14 protein-coding genes are annotated in these 22,677 nt (G+C 60.9%); 7 read left to right on the top strand and 7 right to left on the bottom strand.

Annotated elements, in window-relative coordinates:
• Nucleotides 1-307: 307 nt before the first annotated feature.
• A complete protein-coding gene (locus BMZ97_RS23525; RefSeq protein ID WP_092175516.1) occupies nucleotides 308-1,117 on the bottom strand; it encodes an ABC transporter substrate-binding protein in 810 nt (269 codons plus the stop codon).
• A gap of 285 nt (nucleotides 1,118-1,402) precedes the next feature.
• Here BMZ97_RS23525 and BMZ97_RS23520 point away from each other — a divergent pair, with 285 nt between their 5' ends.
• Nucleotides 1,403-2,329, top strand: a complete 927-nt coding sequence (locus tag BMZ97_RS23520; RefSeq protein ID WP_092175512.1) for a GntR family transcriptional regulator — start codon at nucleotides 1,403-1,405, stop codon at nucleotides 2,327-2,329.
• Nucleotides 2,330-2,734: 405 nt separating this feature from the next.
• Here BMZ97_RS23520 and BMZ97_RS23515 read toward each other — a convergent pair whose 3' ends face one another.
• From BMZ97_RS23515 to BMZ97_RS23505, 4 genes are read right to left on the bottom strand one after another with little or no spacing between them, the layout of a single operon-like run.
• On the bottom strand, nucleotides 2,735-3,067 hold the full coding sequence (locus BMZ97_RS23515) for a DUF6572 domain-containing protein (RefSeq protein ID WP_092175509.1): 333 nt from the start codon (nucleotides 3,065-3,067) through the stop codon (nucleotides 2,735-2,737).
• Between the two features lie 3 nt (nucleotides 3,068-3,070).
• Nucleotides 3,071-4,597 carry an RHS repeat-associated core domain-containing protein gene (locus BMZ97_RS23510; protein ID WP_092175506.1) on the bottom strand — a complete coding sequence of 509 codons (1,527 nt, stop codon included), beginning with the start codon at nucleotides 4,595-4,597 and terminating at the stop codon, nucleotides 3,071-3,073.
• A 56-nt stretch (nucleotides 4,598-4,653) separates the two neighbouring features.
• Entirely contained in the window at nucleotides 4,654-5,232 is a 579-nt protein-coding gene (locus tag BMZ97_RS30865; RefSeq protein WP_139221301.1) for a hypothetical protein, read from the bottom strand.
• A 14-nt stretch (nucleotides 5,233-5,246) separates the two neighbouring features.
• Nucleotides 5,247-11,264: an RHS repeat-associated core domain-containing protein gene (locus BMZ97_RS23505; protein WP_139221300.1), complete on the bottom strand. Its 6,018-nt coding sequence runs from the start codon at nucleotides 11,262-11,264 to the stop codon at nucleotides 5,247-5,249.
• A gap of 620 nt (nucleotides 11,265-11,884) precedes the next feature.
• Here BMZ97_RS23505 and BMZ97_RS30860 point away from each other — a divergent pair.
• From BMZ97_RS30860 to BMZ97_RS23480, 5 genes are all read left to right on the top strand, one after another.
• Entirely contained in the window at nucleotides 11,885-12,967 is a 1,083-nt protein-coding gene (locus BMZ97_RS30860; RefSeq protein ID WP_139221299.1) for a hypothetical protein, read from the top strand.
• A 92-nt stretch (nucleotides 12,968-13,059) separates the two neighbouring features.
• On the top strand, nucleotides 13,060-14,166 hold the full coding sequence (locus BMZ97_RS30855; protein WP_139221298.1) for a hypothetical protein: 1,107 nt from the start codon (nucleotides 13,060-13,062) through the stop codon (nucleotides 14,164-14,166).
• A gap of 263 nt (nucleotides 14,167-14,429) precedes the next feature.
• Nucleotides 14,430-15,155, top strand: coding sequence for a DUF1028 domain-containing protein (locus BMZ97_RS23490; protein WP_092175496.1), 726 nt, complete (start codon nucleotides 14,430-14,432; stop codon nucleotides 15,153-15,155).
• 193 nt (nucleotides 15,156-15,348) lie between these two features.
• Complete coding sequence (locus tag BMZ97_RS23485; protein WP_348272128.1) at nucleotides 15,349-17,826, top strand: bifunctional diguanylate cyclase/phosphodiesterase; 2,478 nt, start codon at nucleotides 15,349-15,351, stop codon at nucleotides 17,824-17,826.
• 713 nt (nucleotides 17,827-18,539) lie between these two features.
• Nucleotides 18,540-21,296 carry an autotransporter outer membrane beta-barrel domain-containing protein gene (locus BMZ97_RS23480; protein WP_175525697.1) on the top strand — a complete coding sequence of 919 codons (2,757 nt, stop codon included), beginning with the start codon at nucleotides 18,540-18,542 and terminating at the stop codon, nucleotides 21,294-21,296.
• A 112-nt stretch (nucleotides 21,297-21,408) separates the two neighbouring features.
• Here BMZ97_RS23480 and BMZ97_RS23475 read toward each other — a convergent pair whose 3' ends face one another.
• Both BMZ97_RS23475 and BMZ97_RS23470 read right to left on the bottom strand, forming a co-directional pair.
• Nucleotides 21,409-21,690, bottom strand: coding sequence for a hypothetical protein (locus tag BMZ97_RS23475; RefSeq protein WP_092175488.1), 282 nt, complete (start codon nucleotides 21,688-21,690; stop codon nucleotides 21,409-21,411).
• Nucleotides 21,691-21,801: 111 nt separating this feature from the next.
• The gene (locus BMZ97_RS23470) at nucleotides 21,802-22,230 is read right to left on the bottom strand and encodes a hypothetical protein (protein WP_092175486.1); all 429 of its coding nucleotides are present in this window, start codon (nucleotides 22,228-22,230) and stop codon (nucleotides 21,802-21,804) included.
• Here BMZ97_RS23470 and BMZ97_RS23465 point away from each other — a divergent pair.
• On the top strand, nucleotides 22,219-22,425 hold the full coding sequence (locus BMZ97_RS23465) for a hypothetical protein (RefSeq protein ID WP_139221297.1): 207 nt from the start codon (nucleotides 22,219-22,221) through the stop codon (nucleotides 22,423-22,425). The two genes, BMZ97_RS23470 and BMZ97_RS23465, sit on opposite strands and share 12 nt — an antisense overlap.
• Nucleotides 22,426-22,677: the final 252 nt, after the last annotated feature.

Raw genomic sequence — 22,677 nt, 5'->3', positions numbered from 1 at the left:
GGGCGGAGCGAAGCGCAGACCCGGGATCCATGCCGGAACGCCTATCGCGAAAGGTTCAGGCATGGATCCCGGGTCTCCCTGCGGTCGCCCGGGATGACGGCGCGATTGTTGCCAAGGGCCAGGCTTCTGAAAATAAGGACATCATTATCGGCCAGGCTCTGAGGAGCCATTCCCTTGGGAATGGCGTCTCGAAGGATAAGGGCTGAAGGTTCCAAACGGTCTCTGAGGTCTCGCATGGTTCTGAGATCTTGGCTGCGCGGCAACGTCACGGCGGCCTCGTCAGGCGAGACCGCCGGTCTTGCGGAACTCAGTTGAAGATGGAGACCGAGGCCGGCAGCTTCCACTTCGTCAGAAGGCCCTTATAGGTTCCGTCCGCGACGACCTCCGCGATGGCGGCCTTGAGCGAGGCCTGCATCGCTTGATCGCCCTTGCGGGTGGCGATGCCGATCGAGGTGTTCGACTCGAACTCCGCCCCGACCGTCTCGAAGACCCCAGGCAATTCGTCGAGCACCTTCGCCGCACCCGGCGTCGAGTCGTAAACCGCGTCCGCTCGCCCCTGACGCAGGTTCAGCCAGGAATCCTGCGCGGTCGGAAAGGTCTTCACATCGACGCTCTTGAGGCCCTTGTCCTTGCAGTTCTTGTCATCGGCGCGAGCCTGGCTCTCCTGGATGCCGCCGAGCGTGACGGCGATGGTCTTGCCGCAGAGCGTCTCGTTGCGGCCGGTGATCTTGCCGGCATTGCCGGCCTGGACCACCACCATGTTGCCGATCTTCATGTAGGGCACGAAATCGACCTGCTCGGCCCGCGCCGGGTTCATGTACATCGCCGAATTGATGATATCGAGCCGCCCGCCCTGCAGCGCGGGAATGAGCCCCTTGAACTCCATGTTCATCGGCGCCGGCTTGGCCTTCAGCTTCTGGCTGATCGCTTCGACGAAATCGATATCGAAGCCGGTGAGCTTGCCATCCTTCTGGAACTCGAAGGGCGCGAATGTCGCCGCGACGCCATAGGTCAGCGTGCCGGCCTCGACGACGCCGCTCTTGGGCAGCTCGGCGGCCATGGCGGCGTGGACCAGCCCCAATGGCACTATGAATGCTGAAGCGAGTTTTCGAAGCATGCCATTCCCCTCGTCGCGAACAGATTGCTCTATTAGTCAGCAACAGTACAAGCCGGAACCGGAAAGGAGTCAACGCAGCCCCCGCGCGGCGCTTGATCAAATACCGGGCACGCACTGGCGAAATCCGCGCCGGAATCTGCTTGCCGCTGGCGCAATGTGAAGGCGAGGCTCGCATCTCTTGGAACCGCCCGCTCAACCGTGGCGCCGCTGCGCTTGCCCAAAACCGCAACCCCATTGTATCGATTGTTTGAAAGAGTTCGATCAGTGCGATCAGATAGGGACAGGATGGCCCGCGGTTCGAGCCAGCGGCGGCACAAGCTCGCCAATCAAATTCTCGATGTCGTCCGCGAGGCGCGCTTTGAACCCGGACACCATCTGCGCGAGCAGGCGCTCGGCGACCTGCTTCAGGTTTCGCGGACGCCGATCCGCTCGGCGCTGCAGCTCCTCGCCGAGCGCGGCATCCTCGAAGCGCGCCGCAACCATGGCTATTTCCTCCTGGCGCGCCCTGAAGAGCTCTACCGGCTCGAGCTAGAGGTGCCCTCGACATCCGATCAGGATCTGTATGCGCTCATCGTGCAGGATCGCCTGGTCGGGCGGCTGCCGGTGACCTTCATCCAAAGCGATATCGCGCGACGTTATGAGGTGGACCGCGCCGCGCTCCAGCGGACGCTGCTGCGCCTGCTCGACGATGGCCTCATCCATCGCAATACCGGGCGCGGCTGGAGCTTCGTGCCGACATTGGACACCAAGGTCGGCATGCACGGCAGCTACGCCTTCCGCAGCATCATCGAGCCCGCCATCCTGCTGCTGCAGGACTTCCGGGCGGATGCGGCCATGATCGAGCGCAGCCGCCTGCAGCACCTCTATCTCGTGGCCCACCCCGCGATCGAAACGGTGGACCGGGCCCAGCTGTTCGAGACGGATGCCCAGTTCCACGAAATGCTGGCGGAGTTCGGCGGCAACCCGTTCTTCCTCCAGGCCATCCAGCAGCAGAACCGCATGCGGCGGCTCCTCGAATTCGGCGGCTATGTCAATCGCCGCCGGGTCAAGGACTGGTGCCGCGAGCACCTGGCCATTCTCGACGCGGTCGGAGCCGGCGCCCGCGAGAAGGCGGCCCAGATGATGGGCGAGCATCTGAAAAACGCCTTCGCTGCAGTCCCGAACTTCAGCCTCGAGGATCGCAGCCCTCACCTGGCGAAACAGCGCGCCTGACAACAGTGGCGAGTTCGTCGCGGGACGACGACTGTCGTCGCTATCGCCCATGAAGCGCGTCAGTCGACGCCGCCACGCTGGGTGAACGCAGCCCGGGACCACGCCGCTCAAGGGCCGGATCGCCGTCAGGTTCTGAAGCATGAGGCCAGTGCGGCGAGCCTGCGGATGTCTGCTTCTGCTTGCGCCGCCCCCCGGGCGCCGAGATCGTAGCTCGCAACCATCGTGGCGCCTTGCATCACGCCGGCCAACCGGTTCTCCGGATCATAGGCGTAGGCGTAGGCGAAGCTTCCGTCCGAGATCAGGTTTCCGTTGCCGTCATAGCTTGGCGCTACCTGTAATCCCCAAATACAGAAAGATGGAGCTTACAGTCATCGACGTCGGAGCGAGCTTCCTTTTTATTTATTCTCAATGTGGAAGATATAACTTAAATTCGAGAAAAAAACCGGCACTCTCAATTGATTCTCGAGCTTTTGCGAAAAATAACTTGGCTTGTTCGCTCATAGAAAATCTTCCGACTATACTAATGGCAATCGGCAGACCCTGCGCATCAGGAAATTTCTTAACTATCTCTCCGCTTTCGATAAAACTTAAATAGGAGTTCAATTTTTCCTGCAGAAGAAGGAGATGAGATCCTTCATCATGGCTCCAATCAAGATGATCGCTAATGGTAAGCACGACACGCCGCGTAGCGCGGTCGAGGTTCACAAAATCTACCTTGTCGGTTTGCTCAATGGACATCTGTCAAGGACCTCGAATAATATCTACTGCTGTTGGCGGTATCTTGATGCCGCCAGGGAAGCCAGGCTTGCCGGCGCCAACGACTGTTCCACCCTGTTGCCCAATCTCCGGAAATCCCAATCCCTGATTCCGCGTAAGTGACGCTGTTGGACTGGCTTTGCATTCGATGCACCTTATTGTGCCGACTGAGTCTCGCGTCAAAAAATCCAACCTTGTTCTCACTCCGCTTTGCGTTTGAATAGTTACCTGACGGCCGATAGTCACACCAGTTTGCTCCAAACTCGCACCTACGGCATTCTCGAACGCATTTCCGGCAGCTCTATTTGCGAGAACTTGATGCGGGATTGTCGCTGCTGCGTTCGTTTCTCCTAGCGCACCCGCCCTAACTGCCATAATTGGCGCGCTCATGCCCAGCCCAACGAGCGCGGGTTCAGCACGCTGTAAGAACAGGCCGGGATCAGAAACAGCATCTTGCGCCATATCCCGAAAGCCCGACGGGATACGCGAAAGCGCGTCAAAGCTGGAGCTGAGATAGCCGGTGAAGCTCTGAAGCAAGCTTCCCCCGCCTCCGGGGGACTGCCGTTCCCATCCCCATGGATCGATCAGGTTCAGCGGATCGTTCCCGACATAGGCGTAGAGGTTGAGCCCGCCTTGTGTCCCGATCGGGTCGGGCTGGAGGAAGCGGCCGAGCGCGGGGGCGTACATGCGGGCGCGGTAGTAGTAGAGCCCGGTCTCGGGGTCGATGCGCTGGCCGGTGTAGCGAAAGGTGCCTGTCGATGCCGCGCTCTGGCCGAAGGGCAGATAGCCGGCCTTGGCGAGCGTGCCGGTGGCTGATGCCAGCGTCGCCTGTACGGAACCCTGGATATCGGGAATGAAGCTCGTGCGCGTCGCGGATGGGACCTCGATCTGGTTCAGCGCCTCATTGGAGCCCAGGCCATAGGCATACCAGCGCAGCACCTGCCCGCTCGTGCCGTCATATTCCAGCACCTCGCGATTATCGGCATCGGTGACGAACACCGTCTTGGCTGAGCCGACCGTCTTCTGCTTGCGCCGGCCCTGGGCATCGAAATCATAGCTCGCGACCGTCGTCGCGCCTTGCATCACGCCCGTCAGCCGGTTCTCCGGATCATAGGCGTAGGTAAAGCTTCCATCCGAGGCCAGGTTGCCGTTGCCGTCATAGCTCGGCGTGACCGCGCCGACGGCCGTGTACTGGTCGAGATTATTGGCGGTGTAAGTGGTCGTGCTCGCGGCCGCAGGCGAGAGCCACCAGCTGGCATCGTTCGTGGTCTGACCGATGCGCTGATTGGCCTGGTTATAGCTGTAGCCGAAGGCGACGCTGCTGGTCGTCGGCGCAACCGCCGGCGCCGGGGTCGGGTTCCAGTTCACCGCGAGCGGGCGGTTCAGCGCATCATAGCTCAGGTTCGTCGCGAAGCTCACGGTTCCGCCCGAAGGCGGCAGCGCATTGACCAGCGACGCGCCGGTATCGCTGACCGAGATCACCCGCCCGGCGAGATCATAGACGTAGCTCACCTGATATTCGCGCGATAATTAAAATATAAAACCTCACAAACAAATATAATTTAATTTTATATCTTACTCCATGAATTTATTTCTTTCGAAAAATCAGGATCTTTACTCAATTTAACAATAATATCCTTAGTTTTCTGTGATTTAAATCTCTTTAAGCCGCGCAAAATTAACAATCTACTATCTCCATTCCTCTTATCATCCAGTAAATTACTGATTTCATCAATAAATTCGTCCGAGCAAATCACAGAGATCGCGGTTGCCAACCCATTCTTGAATCCAGTCCCCGCGTTTGATTTTTTATATTCATTTAATATCGTTGACCAAGCATATGAAGCGTCAGGGACAGCTAATGAGCGAGCGATCGCCTCTTTTGTGCGATCTGAATAATCTATAGAAAGATGCCTCAACAGTATTGGTATTATTCTCGCATAATTATTATTACTATTGACTAACTCCCATACGGATTCAAAATTGAACCCTTCCTCCTTAAGCTCAGCCAAAATATCATTTTGCTCAATTTTATCTCTCGTATCAAGAGCGATTCTAAATTTATCCCTCTTAGATTTCTCTAAAACATAATCGTGATTCAATTTTAAATTATTTATCAATTCTGACGCCGATATTCTTTTCTTCATGTTGATAATCCTCGTCAATATGGTGGTATAATGAGAGGATTAATATTTCCACTCTCTATGGCGCGAGCCAATGGTCCAGAGATATTTGTTGTCCCTCTCATATATAAGTCAAAACTTCGCCCAGTTGACTGAGCAAAATCGGAATAATCTCTCAATTGCCGGGTAAAGCTCAAATTCGCAACATTCTTCACTTCACTCACCACTTGACCGGTGAGGCCGTCCGGAATCCTCACTAGGCCATTGATCGGGATAGCAATCTTAGGGCCAATATCATACGCACTTCGAACCGCGGTTTCACCAGCCACACCAATCTCTCGTGCGGTCGCGGTTGCTATAGATCTCACAGATCTAACGCCGGCTTGCACCTCCGTGCTAGCACCAAAAGTTGCAATTCCAAGCGCTGCATCGCCCAAGGCCATTGCCCCGTAGATGGCTGCGTTTCCATAGTTGCCGGCTCTGAATTCCTCCGGGACACGGCCGCCATAGTAAGCCCCCGGCACCGCGTTGACGAACGACGTCAACAACCGCTGACCAAAGGAACCCGCCGTTTCCTGCACCCAACCAGTCGGATCGATCAGGTTCAGCGGATTATTCCCGACATAGGCATAAAGGTTGAGCCCGCCTTGCGTCCCGATCGGATCGGGCTGGAGGAAGCGGCCGAGCGCGGGCGCGTACATGCGGGCGCGGTAGTAGTAGAGCCCGGTCTCGGGGTCGATGCGCTGGCCGGTGTAGCGGAAGGTCCCCGTCGATGCCGCGCTCTGGCCGAAGGGCAGATAGCCCGCCTTGGCGAGCGTGCCGGTGGCAGAGGCCAGCGTCGCCTGCACGGAACCCTGGATATCGGGAATGAAGCTCGTGCGCGTCGCCGACGAAACCTCGATCTGGTTCAGCGCCTCATTAGAGCCCAGCCCATAGAAATACCAGCGCAGCACCTGCCCGCTCGTGCCGTCATATTCCAGCACCTCGCGATTGTCGGCGTCGGTGACGAACACCGTCTTGGCCGAGCCGACCGTCTTCTGCTTGCGCCGCCCCTGAGCATCGAAATCATAGCTCGCGACCGTCGTCGCGCCTTGCATCACGCCCGTCAGCCGGTTCTCCGGATCATAGGCGTAGGTAAAGCTTCCATCCGAGGCCAGGTTGCCGTTGCCGTCATAGCTCGGCGTGACCGCGCCGACGGCGGTGTACTGGTCGAGATTATTGGCGGTGTAAGTGGTCGTGCTCGCGGCCGCTGGGGAGAGCCACCAGCTGGCATCGTTCGTGGTCTGACCGATGCGCTGATTGGCCTGGTTATAGCTGTAGCCGAAGGCGACGCTGCTGGTCGTCGGCGCAACCGCCGGCGCCGGGGTCGGGCTCCAGTTCACCGCGAGCGGGCGATTCAGCGCATCATAACTCAGGTTCGTCGCGAAGCTCACGGTTCCGCCCGAAGGCGGCAGCGCATTGACCAGCGACGCGCCGGTATCGCTGACCGAGATCACCCGCCCGGCGAGATCATAGGCATAGCTCACCGTCGGCTGGCCGCTCGAGGCCTTGGTCGTCTGCCGGTTCAGCGTGTCATAGGCGAAGGAAATCGTCTGGTTCGCGCGCGTCTGGCGCGTCTGAACATTGTTGTCGTTGTCGTAAGTGAAGGTCTCGGTGCTGGCGTTGGGATAGGTCGCGACGCTGAGACGGTCGAAGCCATCATAGATGTAAGAGGTGACATTGGTCAGGCTGTTGCCGCGCGCGATCGTCAGGCTCGCCGGCAATCCGTCCGGCGTATAGCCCTGCTGCAGCAGCGGATTGCTCTGGACGGCGAGGTTCGAGACCGAAATGCGCCGCCCCGCAAGATCGTAGCCATACTGTGTCTCCCGGCCGAGCGCGTCACGGATGCTGGCCGGCCGGTCGGCCACGTCATAAGCATAGCGCGTGATGTTGCCGTTCGCGTCGGTCGACGTCGCCGTCTGCCCGCTCGGGGTATAGGTCGCACTGGTGGAACGCAGGAACACGCCATTGGCGCTCTGCTGCGTCAGCAGCACACGGCCGTCGGGATCATAATTCAGATCGGTGACGATGCTGCCGAAAGCCGCGCCGGTGGGGGGAGCCACGCTGCGGACCAGGCGGCGATTGGCGTCATAGCTGTTTCGGGTGACGTTCCCGTTGGGATCGATCGTCGAGGTGAGGTCGCCGAGGCCGTTATAGGCCGATCGCGTGGTCTGATTGAGAGCCCCGGCACCTCCGGCGTCCCTGACGATCTGAACGACATTGCCCTGCTCATCATAGGCATATTGCGTCACGGTGCCGACCGGATCGACCGAGGAGAGCGGCTGGCCATAGGCATTGTAGCTTATGCGGGTCGTAGCCTTGTATCCTGCACTGCCCGCATCCCGGACCACCGAGAGAAGGTTGCTGGTGACCGGGTCATAGGCCAGCGCCGTGATGAGTCCGCGCGGATCAATGGTCTGCGTCAGTTGGTTGAAGGGCGAGTTGTATTGGAACGTGGTGGTCAGGGGCGAAAGCGGCGAGCCTGGTTTGGCGGTCCGCATCGTCGCCATGACGTTGTGCTTGAGATCCAGCGAATAGGCATAAGCCGCCGTGCCACCTTCCGGGCCCGTGGTCAGCACCAAGCGGTCTTGCCCGTCATATTGATTGGTCGTGATGTTGACAGCGCCATTCTGCTGCACTGTGTCGCCGAAGACCGTTCCAAAGCTGCCGCTGAGGACGGTTGCGTCCCTGACGATCTTGCCGCGCGGTGTCTGGTAGGTAACGCGACGACCGCCGGCCGGATCGACGATTTCGCTGCGGGAGCCGGCGAAATAAAACTGCGAGACATTGCCGTTGGCATTGGCCTGCCTGACGACATGCCCCAGCCCGTCATAGTCGTTGCTGACATAGGGGATGCTGGGATTGGACGGATAGAATACCTGCGTCAGCTGACTCTCGGCGTCGTAGGCATAAGTCGTGACGCTGCCGAGCGGGTCTGTCGCGGAAACCAGATTGTCGCCGCTATATCCGAAGGTCACGCTCCGCTCGCCGTCAGACACCGCGCTGATGCGGCTCCCCACATAGGACAGCGATATCTGCCGCCCCAAATTATTCGCCACGGTCAGAAGATTGCCGGATGCGTCATAGGCGAAATCGACCGCCATGCCGTTGGGGTGACGCCAGGTGGCGATGTTCGAAGCGGTCTTTCCAGCAGGCGGCGCGCCGAAGCCGAGCGTGACGCCGTCCTTGGCGACATAGCTGTAGGCGCTGGGAATGCCGGAATTCAGCGCTGTTCCGGTCAAGGTTGCCGCCGAGCCGAGGGGGGCGGAGTAGCCAATGCTCGTGGCGCCATCGGTACGGGGCAAGGCGATGAAGGCCTCAGAGGTTTCCGGCTGCGAAACCACGACGGAGTTGTTCGTCAACTGGTCGCCGAGCCAGCGATTGACCATCCAGGCCAGGGTCAGCGATTGCACGCTTTGGCTACTGCTCGTCAGATCCTGCGAAACATAGATCGCGGCGACGGCAGAGGCAGCGTCGATGGCGGAACTTGCGCCCAGACCCGCATAGGGATCGCTGTTGAAGCTTGCGCTATAGGAGAAACTGTGGCTCCAGCCCTTGCCTAGGCCGACATCCGTCTTGCTGGACGACGAGCGATAAGTCCGGGCGAACGATAGCGAGTACGGAAACGAACCGCTGCCGATCGACAGATCCGCTTGATTATATACATTCGCCCCCGTCACCAGATCTATGGGATCCGAGACTTTCTCGGATCCCGGCGCGGGCTGCGAATTGAAAAAGGCTGGAACATTCAAGACACCGGGCAGCGTCGGAATCGTACCGACCATGTTCGAAATCTGAACAAAGGTCGGAATGTTGGTGCCGCTATAGCCGCCGCTCAAGCCGCCACTGATCTTCTGACTGACGGTGATCGCGCTCGGCGTTTGCGTCATTATTGTGTAGCCAGCGCCGTGCCAAAGTCCAACAGTCGCATTCCCGTTGATCGGTAGCAGGGCCTTGTTGCCCGCCGGACTCCCCGTGGATTGGCCGTTGCTCGAAATTGCCGCATCGATGACCGCTAAATCACTGCTTCCATAGGTCGATACCAAATTCGGCCTGATGACATTGAAATATGATTGCAAGCCCGCAGCTGTCGTCCCATCAGCTAGGAACGTCTTTGCTCCAGACGCAGCGTTCAAATCGATGAGCTTTACGGTCGAAACCGCAGCCATATTGGGCGTCGGCGCTTGCGTTTGCTCAAGGACCGCGGATTCAAATATGCTCAGGGCGGCAGACAGAGAAAATATCGCTCCGACTTGAACCGAGTTGAATTGCGTGTTGCAGTTTGGTTGTTGCCAGCATATTTGCAGCGTATTCCGGAGTAAATTCTGCGGTAGATCGACAAAAGGCCCTTGGGTGCCGCTATTGGATTGGATCTCGCTTTGCGCGACGACCCCCATGCTGAATAGAAACTGGGAACTCGCCAGCGACATCCGGTCCGCGATCTGCTGGTAAGCCGCAAGCTGGGCCAACCAGTTAAAGCTCAGCACCGCAAGGCTTTCGCCCAAAACCGTTTCCAGCGGAGAGCCCGCAATCGATCGCGCATTTGCGAGCTGTCGGCGATGATAATCGACCATGCCGCGGCTAGCCTTCCCATAGCCGGAACCCAGGAGGCTCGACCCTCCGACCTTGAAACTCAAATCAAAGCAAAGCGAAGCGTTCTCAGGCCCGAAAAAGGACACGCACTGGTTTTCCAGGCCCGGCGACTGAACCGAGACCCTGGCCGGATATGATTGGCCGTAGGGGCGAGACGGCGCCCGATTTGAACCCGACGAGGGCACGGCGCCATCGATCAACAGGGTCAGGATATAGTTGCCAACGATATTCGGATCGACTTCAGAGAAAACCGTAACCCGTTTCGTGTATATCTCGTCTGAATACACGATAATGGAATCAGGCTGAGGAGAACTGCATGTTGCCTCGGGGATGTATCGTGTGAACGCGATGGCGATGCAGGTTCGATAAGCGTTCGGGATGACCGACCAGGTCTGAATGCCGATAGGCTGATTTGTAGACAGATAAGGCAAGCTCAGCAGGCGGATCGGGGATCCAGAGAGCGGAACGATAACCTTTCCGCCGACGAGCTCCCCCAATGTCATCGCCGGATTGGAGGCTTTGATGTTGCTGACAAGGTTCTCCGCATAACGGGTCATGCTCGCGCGTAGAGCAGCCCTGTTCACGGAACTGATCGAATTCGAATCTACGACACCGCCGGAACTCCCAATAAACGCCTGCCGGTCATAACCTATTCTACCAGCAAGATTTCCGGCCGCCTGAACGCTGGAGTTCGATTTCAAACTTGGATCGAAAACGTAGTTGGTTCCGTTCAAATTCACCCGGACCCAAACATGCGCAATGTCGATCTGAATGAGAGTGCCGTCGGAGGAGTTGATCACGACGCCTGCGATCGGGACGCCTCCATTGGCGAGCAATTGCGCAATCGCTGTGCCGTCGTTCTTGACCCCGAGCCAGTTGGAAGCCACGGCGCCGGTAAGGGTAATATAGCCGTATTGATACGCGGCCTGGTTATTCCCAGCCGCATTCAAAAGAGCCACGAATAATTGGGCCTGATCCCAATCATTACCACGACCGTCGAGCAATGTTCCGAGCGGGCCTTTGTTGCTTCCAAATAATGGCTCGTATTCAATATTATTGTAGACGTATTCGAAGATGAGATCGGGATCGCATCGGAGGGAAGACGCCAGGGTCGCAATCTCGATTGGTTGAGGCAAAGAGCCTGGGCAAGTCCCCGCCAGCGGGGAGACGCCAAGCAGAGACATATCCGCGCTCGACGGCGCCCCGGCCACACCGCCTCGCGACAATCCCGACAGACCCGGACGCCCAGGCGGATAGCTTGAGGCACGCTGCTGCAGAAATTCGTTGGCCTCGGCGATCCCGATGGCCTGTCTCTGGGTTAGGCTTTGGGCAAGCGCGCCGACACCAATAAAGCAAACGGAAAAATAGGAGAAAATTGTCACAAGAACAAATAGCAGATTGCACCGCTTAATTTCCTGAAACACGTTATTCTCCCGCTTTGATTATCAAGCGATATAAGCCGCCGTAAATACGTGATAAAAATCTACTAAGATCTTATTTCTGTTGCTTCTATTGATGCCAGATGGCCTCACCCCAATTAAAGCTACCCCAAGCAGCCGAGGCGCTGTTGACGTTAATGGTTTGGGCCGTCCGGTTTCCATTTGCGTCATATGAGTAAATTATGATGATGCCGGTATCGTAACTGGCCGACGCGATCCGCCCGAGCGCGTCATAGGTATAGACAACAGAGGCATTTGCAGCTCTGACTTCGTTTAGTGTCATCGCTGAAAATATAACAAATGATACTGTCAGCGCCGCAGCGAATTTACGTCGATATAACCTGAAAGCCATTTAGCGGTCCCCTCCGATAAGAAATTACGTTCAATTTTATTTCTATATTTCTTTTCCGCATCTGGATTCTGCACAAATTCGCGCCTTCAGCTCGCTGCTTTTCCGATTTCGATCTCAGCACCCCCGAATGTGCCGAGGCGGCCCCTTGCAATCAAGAGGATTTTTTGCACTGATCAGCAATCAGACGTTGTGCTGCCTTCCGATTGGTCATCCCCATCTTCGCCGCCCTTCATTTTGCCTTGAGGAATCCCACATGCGCCTGATGCGGAAACTTGTTGCGGCGGCGATCCTCGCCCTCGGCGTGAATCACGCTGCTTTGGCTCAGACTTGTCCGTCCAGCCCGTACACGCTGACGAATGGGGCGAATGCCGACGCAAGCCAAGTCATGGCCAACTTCAACAATCTGTTGAATTGCATCAATTCCCGGCCGGGCCTGGTCTTTGCGCCAGCGGGCCGATTGACCCTGACGACTGGGACACCAGTACTGACGTCCGCCGTCAGCGCAGCTGGAACGGTATACTACACCCCTTATACCGGAAATCTGGTGCCCGTTTGGACCGGAACCGGCTTCGTCGCCGCCACCTTTGCCGAACTGTCCAATGTGCTCGCCAATTCATCGGCCGGGAATGCGGGGCCCGCCGCCGCGATCGCCGGCTCGATATATGATTTGTTTGTTTGGTCAAACGCCGGCGTCATGACGCTGACTCGCAGCCCTGCATGGGCGAACGCCACCACACGCAGCACAGCCATAACGCGCGTGAGCGGCCTGCTAACGAACTCTGTAGCGATCACAAACGGCCCAGCGGCCGGTTTCGGGACTTATGTCGGAACTATCATGACGGACGACGCTGGCGCGACCGTCAGTTATATCCCCGCCACCGGCCAACCCGGCGGGAGCACCGCCATCATAGGCCTTTGGAATAATTTCAATCGGCGGGAGGTCGTTGGCACCGCATCAAACACGAACGCCACCTGGACCGTGATCGCAGTTGCGCCCCGGGAAATCCAGGGCGGCCTATTTCGGGTACGTTTTATAATCGGCCTTTCTGAAGATATCGTCTCCGCGATCTATAAATCGCTTGTAAACCCAGCACCCGTCGCTAATACTTATGGAAGAATTGGTATCGGCCTCGATCAGAGTGTTAATTTTGATCAAAGCAGCATATATTCAAATAATTTAGCAGGATCAATTTGGTATAGCCCGACCGTGACAAACCAATATCAACCTCAATCTGGCAGACATTACATAGCAGCACTGGAAAATTCTGACGGCGGTAATTACCAAACTTTCTATGGTGGAACTTATAGCCAGCTTGCAGTTAAGTACCCTTATTGAAAGTCTAAATCGAGTGCGCGGTTTTGTTCGCGCCGATAGGACGGGATCATCCCCATATTCGCCGCCCTTCTTTTTGCCTTGAGGAGTCCCACATGCGCCTGATGCGGAAGCTTGTTGCAGCGGCGATCCTCGCCCTCGGCGTGAATCACGCCGCTTTGGCTCAGACCTGTCCGTCCAGCCCGTACACGCTGACGAATGGAACGAATGCCGATGCAAGCCAAGTCATGGCCAATTTCAACAATCTGTTGAATTGCATCAACTCGCAGCCCGGACTGGTCTTTGCGCCAGCAGGGCGATTGACGCTTGCGATCGGCACGCCCGTGCTGACATCGACAGTCAGCGGCGCGGGGACGGTCTACTACACGCCCTATACCGGCAATCTGGTGCCGATCTGGACCGGGACGGGCTTCGTCGCGAGAACCTTCACCGAACTTTCAAATATTTTAGCCAATTCGACCGCAGGAAATGCCGGCCCGGCCGCTGCGACCGCCGGCGCAGTCTATGACCTCTTCGTGTGGTCCAATGCCGGGACCGTCACTTTGACGCGCGGCCCCGCATGGACCACTCAAACGACGCGCAGCAGCGGAACGAATCTCGGGCGCGTCAACGGCATTCTTACCAATACAGTCGCCATCACGAATGGGCCTGCGGCTGGCTTTGGTACATACATCGGCACGATCGCGACGGACACAAGCAACGCCACGGTGTCCTGGAATCCGGGGTCAGCAGCGACCGGCGGCGGAGCCTCATGGCTTGGCGTGTGGAACGCATTCAATCGCGTCGATGTTGGAGCGTTTGTTCAGGACAACACCCCCGTTTGGACGTACACGAGTTCTGCATTTCGTTCCGCCAACAACAGCAACAACAACAGGGTAACATTTGTAACAGGCATTTCGGAGGATAATTTCTCCGCAACATATTCCGTTAGAGCGCAGTCCCCCGGCGTCGGAGGAGAAGCTCAAATCGGAATTGGCCTAAATAGTACAACTGGACCCGGTTCGCGATCAATTATTGCAACTGTGTGGAATTCAGTGGCAAATGCCGCTATCGTTACGCTTGTAGCGCCGATCAGTGATGTGCAACCGATTGGTGTTAGCTACCTTCAAGCGCTCGAAAGATCTGACAACACCAACACCGATTATTTCTACGGCGTGGACGTTAATCTCAGTATGGCTCTTGCCGCTAGGCTGCGGATGTAGCTCTTAGCCCCCGAGCTGTGGTTCTCACCCGCCCAGCGAGACGGCTCCGCACTCAGAGTAGGTGGACTGGCAATTGATGAGCCGGTCCTGCCGCCAGGTGGGCCGTTCGCATCCGCTCTGACAGCCAACGCAGATACGAACAGCCGATACTACGTTCATTCCGTGAGCGGAGATGGCCGCGCGGTTTTCACACCGGTCGGGCTTTTTCAACGCGACCGCCCCGTCGCGGATATTGCGGCGTCCTGAAGAGCAGGGAATTCCGCATGACCTGGTCGATCATTGCGCGGGATGCGCAAACCGGTGCGTTTGGCGTGCTGTGCGCGTCGCGGGCGCTGGCGGTCGGGGCGGTCGTTCCCTATGGGGCGGGTCGAGCCGGCGTGGTCGCGACGCAGGCTTTCGCAAATCCGTTTTTCGGCGTCGACGGCCTGAGGATGCTTCGGGAAGGCTGTTCTTCCCAGGATATCGTCTGCGCGCTCGTGGCGGCCGATGAAGGTCGCGATCACAGGCAGGTGCATGTGATCGCTCGCACGGGCAGCGCGGCATGCCATACCGGCTCGGCCTGCATCCCATGGAGCGGCAGCGTCAGCGCTCCCAACGTCGCCGTCGCCGGGAACATGCTGGCAGGGCCGCAGGTCGTCGAGGCGACCCTCGACGCCTATCTCGCAGCATCCGCACTCGATTTCGACGAGCGCCTCATCGTCGCGATGGAAGCCGGCGAATGCGAGGGCGGCGACAGCCGCGAGCGTCAGTCCTGCGCCATCCGCATCTGGAACGATGCCCCGTTTGCGAGCTTCGACCTGCGCGTCGACGACCATGCCGAACCGCTGAAGGAGCTTCGGCGGCTCTGGCGGCTGGCGCATCAAGGCTATGCGCCGTTTCAAACGGCCCTGCCCTCGCGCGCGAAGCCGGCGGGTGTCACGGACCGGGACGCCGTCTATCGGATGTGCGCCGACTATGCCGAAGCCTGGAACTCCCGGCACCCGGAATAGCTGCCAATCACAGCAGCGAAAGCGGCCGTCACGGCTCGGCGCGCCCCTGCATGACGTAACAGCCTGAATGATTTCAGCGATGGTCGCCTGCAATTTTAGCGTTGCTTGGCACGATGTCCTTCGCTTTCTGCCCTATACGACCGGGGCTGATCGTCACAATTGCGCAGGCGCCATGTATCGAACATTGTCGTGCTTGACGGATGAGCATGCCGCCTGGGTGCTGCCCTTGTCGGCGCTGGTCTGCTGGGTGTCATGCCATGCAGCCTTCGGCCTGCTCAAACAGGCGCGCGAAAGCGCGGGTTGGGCCGCCGCCATCTGGCTCGCCGCCACCGGTGCCGCGGCCGGCGCAGGCATCTGGAGCACGCATTTCATCGCCATGCTCGGCTACGAGCCGCCGCTCGCCATCGGCTATGATGTGGGCCTGACGCTGGCCTCGCTGGGCGTCGCCATGGCGACCGCTTTTTGCGCCGCGAGCCTGATCCGGGGCGCTGCCGGCGCCACCGCCGTCGTCGCCAGCGGCATTCTGCTGACCGCAGGCATCGCCGCGATGCATTTCACCGGGATGGCGGGCGTTCGCATTCCCGGCCGCTTCGTCTGGGACGAGGCGCTCGTCGCGGCGGCGCTGGCGTCCGGCGCCGTGCTGACCTGCGCGGCGCTGTTCGTGTTCACCCGCCGCCCGACCCGCTACCCCCGCGCCGTTGCCGCGACGCTTCTGGCCAGCGCCATCGGGACCATGCACTTCGTCTCGATGGCGGCAGTGCAAGCGGTGCCGGACCCGTCAATCGCCGCTCCCGAGGGCGGGCTGGCGCGCGGGGCGCTGGCGGCCGGCATAGCAGCCGTGATGCTGACGACCCTGGCGTTCTCCGCGCTCAGCTTGTTCGCCGACCGCCTCCGGCGCGCCAACCGCACCCTCGCCTCGCATGGCGCGGCTTTGCGCGTGAGCGAGGAGCGCCTGGCGCGGGCACTGGATGCGGGAAGCGACGGGCTGTGGGACTGGAATGTCGGCACCGGCCAGGCCTGGCACTCCGATCGCTGGCTGACCATGCTGGGCTATGAGCCGGGAGAGCTGGAAAGCCATGTCGCGACCTGGCACCAACTGGTCCATCCCCAAGATAAGCCGAAGGCCCTGGAGCTCCTGCAGGCGCATTTCGAGGGCCGCTCGCCGGTCTATGAGTGCGAGCATCGCCTGCGCCGCAAGGATGGCAGCTGGGGCTGGGTGCTCGCGCGCGGCAAGGTCGTGGAGCGCGACGCCCAGGGCCTGCCTCAGCGCATCGTCGGCACGCATATCGACATCGAAGCGCGCAAGCTCGCCGAGCAGCAGATTGCCCATATGGCGCGCCATGACGGGCTGACCGGCCTGACCAACCGAACCTGCTTCTACGAGCTGTTGCGCTCCGCATTGCAGGAGATCGCCCATGACGGCGGCACTTGTGCCGTGATGTGCCTGGACCTCGACCGCTTCAAGACCGTCAATGATACGGTCGGTCATATGGCCGGCGATGAGCTGCTGAAACGCGTCGCCGGCAGGCTCGCCGAGCGCATGCATCCGGCCGACACCGTGGCGCGCATGGGCGGCGACGAGTTCGCCGTTCTGGTCAGGAGCGACCCGAGCGATGAAAGCCTGCGCCGCCTGGCCAGGGAGCTGATTTCCGTCGTCGGCAAGCCGTTCTCCTTCGGCGGACAGGCCATCGAGGTCGGCCTCAGCATCGGGATCGCACGGGCGCCGCAGCACGGCCTGGTCGAGACGCTTCTGTTCAGCCGGGCCGATCTCGCGCTGTACCAGGCAAAGGCCGAGGGGCGAAATTGCTCTCGCATGTTCGACGCGGCGATGGACGAGGCGATGACGCGGCGCCGCGAGCTTGAGCGCGATCTCAGGACCGCGCTCGCGGACGGGGGGCTGGAACTCCACTACCAGCCGCAGGTCAGGGCCAGCACCTGCGAGCTCCTCGGTTTCGAGGCGCTCGCGCGTTGGCGGCATCCGGCGCGCGGCCTCATCCCGCCCGGCGAGTTCATTCCGCTCGCCGAGGAGACCGGCCTCATCTCGGCGCTCGGGGAATGGGTCCTGCGGAGCGCCTGCAGCGATGCGGCGCGCTGGACGCAGCCTCTCAAGGTCGCGGTCAACCTGTCTCCTCGCGAGTTCCAGCAGGACGATCTTCCCGAGCGCATCTTCGCGATCCTGGCCGAGACCGGCCTGTCGCCGAACCGCCTGGAGATCGAAATCACGGAGACGGCGATCTTCGCCGATATGAGCCGCGCGCTCTCGATCCTGCGGCGGCTGAAGGCGCTGGGCATCAGCATCGCCATGGACGATTTCGGAACGGGCTATGCGTCGCTTGCGACCCTGCAGGCCTTCCCCTTCGACAAGATCAAGATCGACCGGTCCTTCGTCGGGCAGATCGAAACCAGCCCGCAGGCCGCGGTCATCGTGCGCGCCGTGCTGGGACTGGGACGCAGCCTCGGCATCGGCGTCGTGGCGGAAGGGGTCGAGACCGCCGGCCAGATGCGCTTCCTGGTCGGCGAAGACTGCGAGGAGCTGCAAGGCTATCTCTTCGGCAAGCCCCAGCCGATCGAAAGCTTCGCAGACGCCATTGGCGGCCTGAAGGCGGCCGATCTCTCGATCAGGCTGGTGCCGGCGCGCCAAGCTGCCGCGCGCATGGCCTTCGCTTCGTAAGAGGCCTGCAGCATCAGGCCGAATATCGTATCCGGCCTGATGCTGCAGAGCTTCGAGCTTGCATGGGCTTGGCCCCGAAAACCGTTCCCCGTTTTCGGGCCGATGCTCCAGGAGCCGGTTGGACATGTGAGCCCTGATCCTGGGAGGCTGGCCGATAACGATGCCGCCGTTTTCAAAAGCTTGAACCTCAGGGAAAAACGCGCCGTCATCCCGGACAAGCCACGTCAGCGGCGCCGATCCGGGATCCATTCCGGAGCGCTTGCGAGTGAGGTTCCGGCATGGATCCCGGGTCTCCTTGCAGTCGCCCGGGATGACGGCGCGTTTCCCGAAATTCCAACCGGCTGAAATCCTTGCTCACATGATCGGCCAGACTCTGTGGAGCCGCGCAGCGGCGTCTCGAAGGGTGCAGCAGCGTGCACGGAAGCCTCCTGGAGCATCCTTCGAGACGCCATTCCATGTGGAATGGCTCCTCAGGATCGGCAGCAGCTTTGGGATGGGGCCTGAGTTTCCACGGGCTCCAAGTCGGAAAGAGCCAGCCCCCGGCCGCCTGTCGCAGGCCTGTGATATATTTGCGGCTTTGTAAACGCTCTGTTCGGTGTGTTGCCAGGACGCCCTTGCGGCAACGAGCGAATCCCGGAATTCTTGCAACCTAGGATATTTCCAATTTTTCCTCGAGATTCGCGATGGAGACGGGCGTGGGCGGGGCTGCAGGCATGGAATATAGGGGAAAAGCGAGGCTTTTCGCCGGGGTCTCCTGCGCCGTGCTGGCCCTCGCCTGCCTGATGCCGGCCTCGGCCGCGACCTATTCGGCGGGCAACCAGGGACAGTTGGACGGTGCCATCAACGCAGCCAACGCCTCCTCGGATCCAAGCGCGACGATCCTGCTAACCGGCAGTTTCTCCGTCAATACCACCAGTTTGGCCGTGCCGACCAAGCCGATTACGATCGATACCCAAGGCTTTACCCTCTTCGCGCCGGGGAGCAACGGCATCGCGTTCTCCGGCGCCGGAGCCGTCCGGACGCTGGTGGGGACGTTCCAGGGCGCCACCGGCGGATCATCCGGAGCGGCTCTCGCCATTCGCGCCGGGGCATCCGTGACGAATATGGGGCTCGTCCAAGGTGGATCTAACATTACGGGGAACGGGGGTCCCGGCGTCGATTTTGGCGGTCCCGGAGCCATTGCGACGCTGACGAACCATGGCGTTATTCGCGGCGGAACGGGAATAATCGGCGGCCTTGGCATAGGGGCGCGCAATGGCGCCGGCCAGATCATCAACACCGGCACGATCGAAGGCGGCAGCGGTAATTTCGCGATAGCCAGCAGCTCCGCCACATTGGCTCTTAATATCATCAACAGCGGCACGATCCGGGCCGGCGCTGGCGCCAATGCGATCGGCTGGCTCGCCAGCGTCACGCCGACGACGGGCTCGATCACACTGGAGCTTCAGGCGGGCTCGGTGATCGAGGGCAATGTCGTCGCGAATGCCACCGGTGTGAACGACATCTTCCGCCTCGGCGGCACCGGGACCGCCAGCTTCGACGTCTCGACCATCGGCCCGAGCGCGCAGTACCAGAACTTCGACAGCTTCGAGAAGACCGGCACGGGCACCTGGAGCCTGACCGGCACCGGGACGGCCACCACAAACTGGACGATCAACCAGGGCACGCTGCAGATCGGCAATGGCGGCACCAGCGGCAGCATCATTGGCAGCATCACGACCAGCAGCACCGGCACGCTCGCCTTCAACCGCTCCGATGCCTTCACCTTCGACAATCTCATCCTCGGCAACGGCACGCTCCGCCAGATCGGCAGCGGCACGACGATCCTGACCGCCAATAATGCCGCCTTCGCCGGCACCACCTCGGTCGAGGCCGGCACATTGTCGGTGAACGGGGTACTGGGCGGCACTGTGACGGTGCTCGGCGGCCGGCTGCAGGGCAACGGCAGCGTCGGCGCGACCACGGTCGCGGCCGGCGGCACCATCGCGCCCGGCAACTCGATCGGCACGCTCACCGTCAACGGGGCCTATCTGCAGGCGGCGGGCTCGACCTATCAGGTCGAGATCGACCCCGCGACCGTGACCTCCGACCTGATCCGGGTGAACGGCACGGCCACCTTGGCAAGCGGCGCAGCCTTCACCGCCGTCAATTACACCGGTGCGACGCTGCTGGCCGGCCAGCGCTACACCATCCTGACCTCGACCGGCGGGCTGACCGGACGCTATGGCTCGGGCGACTTCGCGATGACGCCGTTCCTGAGCCTGCGCGACAGCTACGACGCCAACAACGCCTATCTGACGGTGATCCAGTCCCGGACCGTCGCCTCCGCCGGCGCGACAGGTAACCAGGTTGCGGTCGGCAGCGGTGTCGACAGCCTGCCGGCGAGCAACCCGGTCCAGACCGGCTTGGTCAATCAGGCTTCGGTGGAGGGCGCCCGCACGGCGCTCGACCAGATCTCCGGCGAGATCCACGCCTCGGCCAAGACGGCCCTGATCGACGAGAGCTGGCTCCTGCGCGCCGCCGTCAACGACCGGCTGCGCTCGGCCTTCGGAGGCGTCGGCGCGGCGCCGATGGCGACGCTGAATTACGGCTTCACCGCCGACCTCGCCCCGAGCGTGAAGGGGCCGATGCCGACGCTGAACGCCGACCGCTTCGCGGTCTGGGGCCAGGGCTATGGGTCCTGGGGCCACAGCGACAGCGATGGCAACGCTGCAAGGCTGACACGCTCGACCGGCGGGTTCCTGCTCGGCGCTGACGCCGCCCTGTTCGACACCCTGCGGATCGGCGCGGTCGCCGGCTACAGCCGCAGCACGTTCGACGTGAACAGCCGGTTCTCCTCGGGCGAGAGCGACAACTACCATCTCGGCCTCTACGCCGGCGGGCGCTGGGGGGCGCTCAGCCTGAGGACCGGCGCGAGCTATAGCTGGCACAATGTCGAGACCAGCCGCACCGTCATATCCTCGGCCTTCGGCAGCAATCTGCGCGCCGGCTACGATGCCGGCACGGCCCAAATCTTCGGCGAGCTCGGCTACCGGGTCGATCTCGGCAAGCTGGCGTTCGAGCCCTTCGCGGGCCTGGCCTATGTCAACCTGCATACGGACGGCTTCAGCGAGACCGGCGGGTCGGCGGCCTTGACCGCCCGCGGCGACGATACCAGCCTCGGCTATTCCACGCTGGGCCTGCGCGCCTCGACCAGCCTCAGTTTGCAGGGCATGGAGCTGAGCCTGCGCGGCGGGCTCGCCTGGCGCCATGCCTTCGGCGACGTCGACCCGACCGCGACGCTCGCCTTCGCCGGCTCCAGCGCCTTCAGCATCGCCGGCATCCCGATCGCCCGGGACGCTGCCGTCGTCGAAGCCGGGCTCGACCTCGCCATCGGCAAGAGCGCCACGCTCGGCCTGGCCTATACCGGGCAACTCGCGCAGGACACGCAGGACCATGCCTTCAAGGGCGTGCTGGCGGTGAAGTTCTGAGAGGCAGCCGCTAGAGCATTTCCGCGTTTCTCCGAATCGCGGAAATGTTCTAACTCCTTGTTTTAACGCGTTTTCTTCACGCGAACCGGTGTCCACTTCGCTCGAAAACGCTCTAGGCTTTGCCCTCCCGGCTGTCGACGACCGCGAAGTTTTCCCCGAGGGCGGGTTTGGCAGGCGGCTTTTTCACCGGTTCGGATTCAGGTTCGGTCCAATGCTTTTCGGCCGCGGTGCCCTCAGGGTCGGCGGGATCATAGGGCGCGTGCGGTCCGGTGGGGTTTACCGAGCGCGGGTTCGGCCCGGCGCGCCGTTCGGCATCCTCGCCGGACTGTCCGGGGCGCTGCGGCGTGCTGTAGGGCACTGGCGCATCCGTGGCGCGATGTGACGTCTTCGTCATGGGGTGGTCCTCCTTGAAGGGAGAACCGCCCGTCATGGGGTCCGGTTCCCCTGCCCCGGCCTGGATCGGATGGCGCTGCCGTGTTGCGCGCTCCTGCGCATCCGGCAATCCTTAACTGACCATGCCCGCCGGACTGACCATGCCTGCCGCGATCTGCTCGACATAGCGGAGCCGGGCCGCGGCGGTGTTGGGCGCCGAGCCCAGCCATGCCAGATAGGCGTCAGGCTTGATCGTGACGATCTGGATCGCTTTCCCGGCAGCGAGAGCTTCGGCCAGAACGCGGCGGGCATTGCGATGCCATTCCGCGTAGTCGGGCGAAATCTCGTCGCGATCATGAGCGAGCGACCAGAGCCGCGCGAAATCCTCCTCCTCGTACCACGGCATCGCGACCGTGTACGCCCCGGATAACGGCTTCATGCCGACCTCCCCCTGCCAGGCACATTGCAACGCGGCGACAATGCCGCCCTGCACGACGTCACCATGGAACGAAGCCTCCGTCTTGTCCGTTTTATGGTTTTGGAGGTCGCCATGAAAACGCATGTGCAACATGACCCTGCCGACCGGGCATCAGATGCTCCCACGAGAATCCAGATCGAGACGCCGGAAGATTATGCGCTGGCGCTCGGGCGCATCAAGGCCCTGAACAAGTCTCAGCGCTCGCAGAGCGAGGAGGCGGAGCTTGAAGCGCTGAACCAGGCCGTCCGCGGCTGGGACAGGCGTCACGTCGCCGGCTAGCAAGGCTCGGTCCGATTGGATCGGACTCGTCGTTCTAGCGCCCCCGCTTGCCAAACAGCGCCGCACCCGCAAGTCGTCGCATCCCGGACGTCCCCGCTCCATACAGGCGACAGCCTCATCGGCGCGTGGCGACGATTGCCGAGAGCAGTTTCGCCACGCTGTAACCGATATCCTCCCGCGTCTGTCCCATGCGCAGGATCACCAGTTTCTGGGAGGGGATGATCGCGATCACCTGGCGCAGATGCCCTTGCG

It is taken from the genome of Allobosea sp. OK403, from assembly GCF_900113835.1.
In the GTDB taxonomy this organism is placed as follows: Bacteria; Pseudomonadota; Alphaproteobacteria; order Rhizobiales; family Beijerinckiaceae; genus Allobosea.
The sequence above is the reverse complement of the archived record's forward strand: the minus strand, read 5'-3'. Positions and strand labels throughout refer to the sequence as shown.

Bases quoted from the DNA above. Each gene is read 5' to 3' on its own strand.
- BMZ97_RS23525 (WP_092175516.1), bottom strand. From the start codon at position 1,117: ATGCTTCGAAAACTCGCTTCAGCATTCATAGTGCCATTGGGGCTGGTC.
- BMZ97_RS23520 (WP_092175512.1), top strand. From the start codon at position 1,403: ATGGCCCGCGGTTCGAGCCAGCGGCGGCACAAGCTCGCCAATCAAATT.
- BMZ97_RS23515 (WP_092175509.1), bottom strand. From the start codon at position 3,067: ATGTCCATTGAGCAAACCGACAAGGTAGATTTTGTGAACCTCGACCGC.
- BMZ97_RS30865 (WP_139221301.1), bottom strand. From the start codon at position 5,232: ATGAAGAAAAGAATATCGGCGTCAGAATTGATAAATAATTTAAAATTG.
- BMZ97_RS30860 (WP_139221299.1), top strand. From the start codon at position 11,885: ATGCGCCTGATGCGGAAACTTGTTGCGGCGGCGATCCTCGCCCTCGGC.
- BMZ97_RS30855 (WP_139221298.1), top strand. From the start codon at position 13,060: ATGCGCCTGATGCGGAAGCTTGTTGCAGCGGCGATCCTCGCCCTCGGC.
- BMZ97_RS23490 (WP_092175496.1), top strand. From the start codon at position 14,430: ATGACCTGGTCGATCATTGCGCGGGATGCGCAAACCGGTGCGTTTGGC.
- BMZ97_RS23480 (WP_175525697.1), top strand. From the start codon at position 18,540: ATGGAATATAGGGGAAAAGCGAGGCTTTTCGCCGGGGTCTCCTGCGCC.
- BMZ97_RS23475 (WP_092175488.1), bottom strand. From the start codon at position 21,690: ATGACGAAGACGTCACATCGCGCCACGGATGCGCCAGTGCCCTACAGC.
- BMZ97_RS23465 (WP_139221297.1), top strand. From the start codon at position 22,219: ATGAAAACGCATGTGCAACATGACCCTGCCGACCGGGCATCAGATGCT.
- BMZ97_RS23470 (WP_092175486.1), bottom strand. From the start codon at position 22,230: ATGCGTTTTCATGGCGACCTCCAAAACCATAAAACGGACAAGACGGAG.